Here is a 7,885-nt window from a genome sequence, read left to right as displayed (position 1 = left end):
AATTGATATTTATTTCAGTTCTCCTTTTATTACTTCTTTTTGGTTGCAAAGGCTATAAAGAAATAATTTTTGACCCATCTAAATTAAAAGTAATAAATACTGCTTGGGATGAACAGGGGAATGAAACATACATCAAATATGAAGCACCATCTGTAAAAGATGGCATAGAAGCACTGCCATTTATAATAAAATTACCCAAGACGATACCTTTTGAAACCGATGGTTTTAAACCTGCTATTATAGAGGATTTAGAAAATGACGGAAAAAAGTTATTGGTCACTTTTCGTGCTTATTCGAAAGAAGAGAATCCGGATCATCCGATAATTTTGAAAATCATAGTATACAATTTCAATATATCCCCACCCCAACCCAAATATTATGATGAAGTGAAATTAAAAAATGGTGTTGTTGGCAAATACTCGCCATCAAATCTTTATTTTCAAATAGATGATATTGAATATCATATTCATATTTTTGGTTTACCTAATGATGATAATTATCCAAATGTGTTATTCAATATCGCCAATCAAATGATGTAAATTATGCAATTTAAGAATCTAATAATTGAAATGGAATAATGCCCGTGGGACTTGCCACTGTCCTTTTTCGCGCAACAAAGTTTAATAAGTGCTACTCCACAATCTGGCCCTTAACATAAAGAAAGAGCGCAATTCTTGCTGCAGAATTGCGCCCTTTTCTTGAATTGGAGTAATCAAATGTAATTGATTAGGAATGTTTATAGGATCTATGGAATTTAATAAGGTTATAGTAGTTCCATATTTAAAGTACTGAACTCAGTCTATCTAATTTTAAAAAGTAAATTAACGGCTGTTACCGGATATTATTCGTTGCCATTTACAATATGGTTTAAGCACAAGATCTGCTGCCTAAACTAATAGAAAAAAAACCTAGTACTCGTAGTACTAGGCTTATGAAATGTATTATTCGTTCCCTTTACCATTGTCTTTCTTATTCTCAGCGCCTTTATTTTGGCCGTTTTGTTTCTTTTCATTTGCTTTTTGTTGTTTATCAACTTGCTTTTCTTTAGCTTCTTGCTTTTTAGCAAGACCTGTTGCCTGACCTTCAGCACGCTTTTCTGCAGCCTTAGCCTTTGCTTCTTCTTTCTTAGCTAATCCTGGAGCAACAACAGTAGTTTCTTTAGTTTCTTCTGCAACTTCAGTCTCAGCTTGTTCGTCTGTTACTGGTTCTTCTACGGCTGTTTCCTCTGTTACTTCTTCTACTACTGTTTCTTCAGTTACGACTTCCTCAACTACTGTTTCCTTTGTTGCTTCTTCTACTGGGGTTTCTTCTGTTGTTGCAGTTTCAGTATCTACTGCTGCTTCTTCCTCAACAACTTTTTCATCATCAGTAGTTTCAACTGCGAATTTTGCTGCTTTTGCTTCAAGCTTTGCAAGCTTCTTGTCTAATTTCGCAAAAGACTTTTGAATATTTTTCATTAATGCTAATTGAGCTGTAGGGTTTTTAACATGTGATAATGCTGCAGCTAATGCATCAATGTTTTGAGCAAGTTTCGCTTCTACTTCATCTTCTGTCGCTTCATCTTCTGCTGCAACTTCTTCGCCTTCCGTTGTTTCTGCTGTCGCTTCAGTGTTTTCAGCTGCCTGATCTTCAGTTACTTCAGTTACTTCAGCAGCTTCCTCTGTCGCTTCTGTATCTTCACCAGCAATTTCTTCTGATTCTGCTAAACTGTCAGTAGCTTCCTTTTGAATAGCGATTGCCTCTTCTAAAAGTGCTGTTGCCTCATCAGTTTTTCCCTCTGCAAGCAATGCATTTACTTCAGCAATACGCTCAGCAGCAAAATCAGCTAAAAGACGAGCTTTCTTGTAATCATCAAATGTGACAGCAAGTCTTACTTTTTCCATCATAATTTTTACAAAGTAAAAGAAATCTCCAGGAACCAAAGCTGGTGCCTCTTCTTGCTCTTGAACCGTTTCTTCTGTTGTTTCTGTGTCATCTGCTTCTTCTTCAGTAGCAGAATTTTCTTCAGTTACCTCTTCATCTGTTGCAACTTCCTCATCCGTAGTCACTTCTTCTGAAGCCTCATCTTCTGCAGTAGCTTCTTCATCAGCTAAATTTTCTTCTACCGCTGTCGCTTCATCGTTTACATCAACTCCAACTACTTCTTCCGTATCTGGTGTGGTTGGTTCAACTGTATCCTCATTTGCATATGCAGCGCTTGTTCCTAAAGAAGAAAGAAGTAGTGCTGATGCTGCTGCACCGCTTATTAGTGATTTTTTAATTTTCATAGACTGTTTCCTCCTGATCTGATTTTCATTACACCCTTCGACAAAAGCAGACAGGTTTGTGTCGGTAAATCTGAAAAAAGTTTATATAATTTTTCGAAATTTGGAATGTGAATTATTTTACAGCAAGACAAAACCTAAGTACAAAGTAATCAGCAATACAAAAATATTAAGAAGTTTTCTCGTTTTTATTATCGTTAATTGGCAATTAAATCAATTTTAAAACTCTAACAGCATAACCCCATGCTGATTAGCATGGGGTTAAAAAAATTGTTTAATTTTTGTCGTAGATATCTCACTGCACTAAAAAATATTACAGTAAAGTTGTTTAAATCTTAAAGTTATTCTATAATCGCGCCCGATTCTTGAATAAAGATACTACATAATCCATTATCTATGATAAAACAAGGAAATACTGTATGTTCTTAATTGTCTCAACCTGATTACCATGTACTTGTTCTGTGTAGTCAATCCACTTATAATTTTTTATTTTGCTTTCTAGTTTTTCGTTTATTTCATCTTCAATTTCGTGCATCAATTTAACTATTTCATCCAACGACATATTAAAGCGATTAGCTGCTTGAAGGTGGGGTAATTGCTCTTTGAGAAGGGCTAAAAATTGCTCTTTCGTTTCGGATTGTTGTGCTAAACTATCTTCAATATCTTCAATAAATTGATAAAGCTTTCTTTTACTTCTTGGTAGAGAAGCCACAATATCCCTCGCAAAAATCTCCATCACTTTTTCATTCATTACATACGACCATCTTTCCCTTAGTGTTCAAAATCATTTATATTCATGTTCGGCTAGCCTTTCTAAATCTTCAAATGGCATTCTTAACATAAATCAAACAGGAACTTGTAAGCACTACACTAACGTTGTTCCTGTCGTTCCACTGCTTACCAGCTAGATTTTTTAACTCCAGGGATCTGCCCCTTATGTGCTAATTCACGAAAAGCGATACGAGACATCTTAAACTTTCTTAAGTATCCTCTTGGCCTCCCAGTAACTTGGCAACGGTTATGAAGCCTAGAAGGTGCTGAGTCACGAGGAAGCTTACTTAATGCAGCATAATCCCCTTTTTCTTTTAGTTCCCTTCTTAAATCCGCATATTTATCTACCATTTTTTTCTTTTGATCTCTTTTGCAACTTTGGATTTCTTTGCCACTAATGTTTGCCTCCTAAATTCTCTTTAATAATCATAATGATTACGATTTTAAGATCAGACTCTTCAAAGTTAAACGACTATGTTTACACACTTTATCAACTATCTAAATTAACTTGTTTCAAACAAAGGCTTTGTCAGTGTTTTGGAGTTATTAAAGGAAAATGTTGCAATGCAACTAATCATAATTAGCTTTGACTTAATAGCAAAAGCCGATAAACCCTAGATTTATCGGCTTTATTAAAAATTTAGCAGAAATAGACGTGTTAAATTATTTTGTCTCACGGTGAAGTGTATATCTTTTTAAACGTGGGGAGTATTTCATTAGCTCAATGCGGTCTGGATTGTTCCTTTTATTCTTGGTCGTAATATAATTACGATCTCCTGTTTCTGTACATGCTAATGTGATTTTCACTCTCATGGTTTTCATCTCCCAATTTTGAAGTAGCGGATATTTATTGAAATCTGGCGGATAGTTGTACAACAGTGACGGATAAACGACGAGTTTACGACTATTGTGCTGCTATAAATGGAGGAAGTGGGTCCTTTAGATCATTCCAGTCCAGTTGCATCTCCTCATCCGTTAGCAAGCACTTATCTAATGAAGCTTCAATTTCATATTGCGACATGTCCACCCCAATGAAGACAAGTTCAATCATTCGGTCTCCAAACTGATCGTCCCATTTTTCAAGCAGTTCTGGTTCATCTTTGAGAATCTGTTCTCTTTCCAATTCCGGATAAGCAGCCAACCATTCTCCCGCACCTTGCAGAATGATTGATGGTCCTGCTTGTGACAATAACCCAGTCATATCATTTCGAGTAGCTAGCCATAAGAAGCCTTTTGCTCGAACAATATCTTCTGGCCACTCTTCCAGCCATTCCGTAAATCTTTCCGGATGAAAGGGTCTTTTCCTTCGATAGACAAAGGATGAAATGCCATACTCTTCTGTTTCGGGAGTATGCTCTTCATTTAATTCCTTTATCCAGCCTGCACCTTGGTTTGCTTCTTCAAAGTCAAATAAATTAGTATTCAAGATTTCATTTAGTGCCACTTGACCATGTGAGCTCTCAATGATCCTGGCATCTGGATTTAGCCTCTGAAGAACAGCCTTTAACTCCTGAACACTTTCTTTATCAACTAAATCAATCTTGTTCAAAATTAATACATTGGCAAACTCTATTTGATCAATTAACAAATCAACGACTTCGCGAGTATCGAATTCATCCATTGCTTCCTTCCGATCTAGCAAGCTTTCACCTGATGCGAAATCATGCCAGAATCGATTCGCATCTACAACGGTTACCATTGTGTCAAGCTTGCAATAATCAGGTAAGTTTATTCCAAGACTTTCATCTACATATGTAAATGTTTGAGCAACAGGAATAGGCTCTGAAATTCCGGTAGATTCGATTAAGATGTAATCAATATCTCCTCCTTGTACAAGCCTTTCAACTTCAATGATTAAATCTTCCCTTAATGTACAGCAAATACAACCATTTTGAAGCTCGACTAATTTCTCATCTGTTCTGGTGAAGCCCCCCTGTTTGATCATGGAAGCATCGATATTCACTTCACTCATATCATTTACAATGACAGCAATTTTTTTATTCTCACGATTCGATAATACATGGTTAAGCAATGTTGTCTTCCCCGCACCTAAGTATCCGCTTAACACAGTAACTGGTATCTTATTAACCATTTTGTTCACCTCTTTTTCTTAAATCAAAATCATTACGATTTAAACAATATTGCTATCCACAATACTTTATTACTTACTGAAGCTCTTGAAGGAGGAATACACACCTCTCCCCCTACTGACTGTGTTAAAAAGAATCCTTTACGCAAAGCGTAATCATTACGATTTAAATAATATTATAAAATTTTCTTCAATGCAAGATTTATTAATAAAAAAATTTATATAGCAAATTTTCCATCCAATCAATTTTATATTTTTAATTCATATTTTTGTTTATTTGATCATAGATTTACTTTAAAATATAAAGCGTAATTGTTACGATTTAATGATTTGGTATATAAAAGTCGGTCAGCCTATTTTCACTGCGCTGGAGATTCCTTCGTACATCAAGGCTTGTTCAAATAAGCTGACCGACAAATTATTATATACACAAAAAATAAGGAGATTATTATGAACCGAATTATTCGCACTCATATCATTGAGATTACTGGAGTTTTGATTATCGCCTTAGCCCTTTATCTTTTTTCATTTGGCTCAAACTTTAAAGGCTCGATAAGTCTTCCGCCATCAATCTTAAATCTGAATACTATTTTCATTAGTATCTTAATAGAAGCATTGCCCTTTGTTTTAATTGGCGTGCTTATTGCAGGGATTATCCAAATTTTCGTAACGGAAGATCATATTCGAAAATGTATCCCTAAAAATAAAGTCTTGGCAGTAATCATGAGCTGTGTCGTTGGCGCATTGTTCCCCGCCTGTGAGTGCGGAATTGTTCCGATTGTACGGAGACTCGTTGGCAAAGGGGTGCCGATATATGCGGCTATGGGCTTTATGCTGACAGGTCCTCTTATTAATCCCATTGTGATCGCTTCCACTTACATGGCTTTTGGTAATAATATGACGATTGCAGGATTGCGTATGGGGCTAGGTTTTATCATTGCTGTCATGGTTGCTTTTGCTGTCAGCCTGTTTTTCAAAGGAGCACAATTCAAATCATCTACCACCACTGTTCACATACATAAACAGCCGAAAGAGGATTTTATCACGCGGTTATGGTCCATGCTTACCCATTCAATTGATGAATTTTTTGATATGGCGAAATATTTAATAATGGGAGCATTTTTGGCGGCATTTGTCCAAACCTATATGCCAGCAAAAGCATTGCTAGAAGCCGGGAATGGGCCCGTTTCATCCATAATCGTTATGATGGGACTCGCTTATGTGTTATCCCTTTGCTCTGAAGCGGACGCATTTATTGGCGCTTCATTTAGTAGTATCTTTCCAACGCCTTCTATTTTAGCCTTTTTGATTTTTGGACCTATGATTGATTTAAAAAATACTTTAATGATGCTAAGCGTCTTTCGTTTTAAATTTGTTATGACTGTACTAGCTTTCGTTGTTGCAATCGTTTTTGTTTCATTACTATTAGTGTCAGGCTTTCTATAAGGGGAGAAATCTATGAACTTTCATTCTCAGCAGGCTATTAGAGCTCTAATTTTATTAAGCTTTCCCATCTTAATTTTTAAGCTTCATTTTACAGGAGAGATTACGAAATATATTAATCCTAAGTATGAAGGCTTAAGTATTTCAGCAGCGATACTATTTCTCGTATTATTTCTTATCCAGCTGACAAGAATTTGGACAGCCAAGGACCACAAACATCATAATTGTCATCATGAAGAAAGTGATTGCTGCCATCATCATGATCACGGTGACACACCTTTTAATTCAAAGAAGCTACTCTCTTACGTGGTGATTGTTTTTCCTTTAATAACAGGCTTCTTGCTTCCCGCCAAGGTCCTTGATGCTTCCATTGCTAATAAAAAGGGAGGCATGGCCATTATTGCGAATCAGAAACAGCAGCAAAAAAATGAAACAAGCAATGAATCTAATCAACCTGATGAAAATAGCGAAGATGATCAAAATGATATTACGGAAAATGAAAACATTGCAGTTCCAGCCCAACTAGAAGAGCATGAAATGGATCAGAATTTAACTGCCCAGGAAGAAATGTCAGAAGAAGATTATGAACTGTTGAAGAAAAAGCTAGCCCAAAATCCAAGCGTTATTATGGAAGATTCCTTATTTTCCACCTACTATGAAGATATTCATAAGGACATCCATAAATATAAAGGAAAACCCATTCAATTAACTGGTTTTGCTTATAAAGAGGATGGATTTGAACAGGATCAGCTTGTTATTGCCAGGTTTTTAATTACCCACTGTGTGGCAGATGCAAGCATTGTAGGATTTCTTACAGAACTTCCTGAAGCCTCTTCAATCGATACAGATACTTGGATAGAAGTAAATGGAGTCCTGGATATCACAACTTATAATGGAATGGAGCTTCCCTTCATAAAAATAACCGATTGGAAAAAAGTCACTGAACCTGAGGAGCCATATATTTATCCGATTAACAGAATTTTATAATCATTCAGATTAGCTGATAAATCTGTTTTCACAGTGATTATCAGCTTAAGAAGATGGCTTATTGGCAGAGGACTTCAGAATACTGCAGTTTTCATTGCTTTGAGTGGGTCGCGATTGAAAGTGGTCTACTCGAAGCAATGTTGTATAACTAACAAAAGAAACTGGGGATTATTATATATTAGATTTAAACCATTTTTATGCCTTAAATTGACCAATTAGGGGTAGAGTTAAGAGAACCGCAAATTTACAACGAGAAGAAAAAGCCTAATTTCTTAGTGTTTTTAGTAAAGAAATTAGGCTTTCGTTCCTCCGCAATCGCGCCCGATTGTTG

At 36.0% G+C, this 7,885-nt stretch carries 7 protein-coding genes and 1 pseudogene; 3 read left to right on the top strand and 5 right to left on the bottom strand.

Features of this window, described 5'->3' with window-relative positions:
- Window positions 1–539: hypothetical protein (locus tag V7122_RS23390; RefSeq protein ID WP_335529556.1), on the top strand; the 539-nt coding region annotated here is incomplete at its 5' end.
- A gap of 402 nt (window positions 540–941) precedes the next feature.
- Here V7122_RS23390 and V7122_RS23385 read toward each other — a convergent pair.
- From V7122_RS23385 to V7122_RS23365, 5 genes and pseudogenes are all read right to left on the bottom strand, one after another.
- Entirely contained in the window at window positions 942–2,267 is a 1,326-nt protein-coding gene (locus V7122_RS23385) for a DUF5667 domain-containing protein (protein ID WP_335529551.1), read from the bottom strand.
- Between the two features lie 391 nt (window positions 2,268–2,658).
- Window positions 2,659–3,015, bottom strand: a complete 357-nt coding sequence (locus tag V7122_RS23380) for a hypothetical protein (protein ID WP_335347489.1) — start codon at window positions 3,013–3,015, stop codon at window positions 2,659–2,661.
- A 146-nt stretch (window positions 3,016–3,161) separates the two neighbouring features.
- Window positions 3,162–3,430: pseudogene (gene rpsN, locus V7122_RS23375) on the bottom strand (30S ribosomal protein S14).
- Between the two features lie 268 nt (window positions 3,431–3,698).
- On the bottom strand, window positions 3,699–3,848 hold the full coding sequence (gene rpmG, locus V7122_RS23370; RefSeq protein WP_335347487.1) for a 50S ribosomal protein L33: 150 nt from the start codon (window positions 3,846–3,848) through the stop codon (window positions 3,699–3,701).
- 91 nt (window positions 3,849–3,939) lie between these two features.
- On the bottom strand, window positions 3,940–5,127 hold the full coding sequence (locus V7122_RS23365; protein ID WP_335347486.1) for a GTP-binding protein: 1,188 nt from the start codon (window positions 5,125–5,127) through the stop codon (window positions 3,940–3,942).
- Between the two features lie 447 nt (window positions 5,128–5,574).
- Between V7122_RS23365 and V7122_RS23360 the strand changes: the two genes are divergently transcribed.
- Together V7122_RS23360 and V7122_RS23355 are read left to right on the top strand one after the other, a co-directional pair.
- Entirely contained in the window at window positions 5,575–6,570 is a 996-nt protein-coding gene (locus V7122_RS23360; RefSeq protein ID WP_335347485.1) for a permease, read from the top strand.
- A 12-nt stretch (window positions 6,571–6,582) separates the two neighbouring features.
- Window positions 6,583–7,554, top strand: coding sequence for a TIGR03943 family putative permease subunit (locus V7122_RS23355; protein WP_335529548.1), 972 nt, complete (start codon window positions 6,583–6,585; stop codon window positions 7,552–7,554).
- The last annotated feature ends 331 nt before the right edge of the window (window positions 7,555–7,885 follow it).

It is taken from the genome of Bacillus sp. JJ1532, assembly GCF_036965085.1.
Taxonomy (GTDB): Bacteria; Bacillota; Bacilli; order Bacillales; family Cytobacillaceae; genus Cytobacillus.
Note: the sequence above shows the minus strand (reverse complement) of the source record. Positions and strands in the feature narration are given on the sequence as shown.

Excerpts from the sequence above, each read along its gene's own strand:
- V7122_RS23365 (WP_335347486.1), bottom strand. The coding sequence starts at position 5,127 with ATGGTTAATAAGATACCAGTTACTGTGTTAAGCGGATACTTAGGTGCG.
- V7122_RS23360 (WP_335347485.1), top strand. The coding sequence starts at position 5,575 with ATGAACCGAATTATTCGCACTCATATCATTGAGATTACTGGAGTTTTG.
- V7122_RS23355 (WP_335529548.1), top strand. The coding sequence starts at position 6,583 with ATGAACTTTCATTCTCAGCAGGCTATTAGAGCTCTAATTTTATTAAGC.
- V7122_RS23385 (WP_335529551.1), bottom strand. The coding sequence starts at position 2,267 with ATGAAAATTAAAAAATCACTAATAAGCGGTGCAGCAGCATCAGCACTA.
- V7122_RS23380 (WP_335347489.1), bottom strand. The coding sequence starts at position 3,015 with ATGAATGAAAAAGTGATGGAGATTTTTGCGAGGGATATTGTGGCTTCT.
- rpmG (WP_335347487.1), bottom strand. The coding sequence starts at position 3,848 with ATGAGAGTGAAAATCACATTAGCATGTACAGAAACAGGAGATCGTAAT.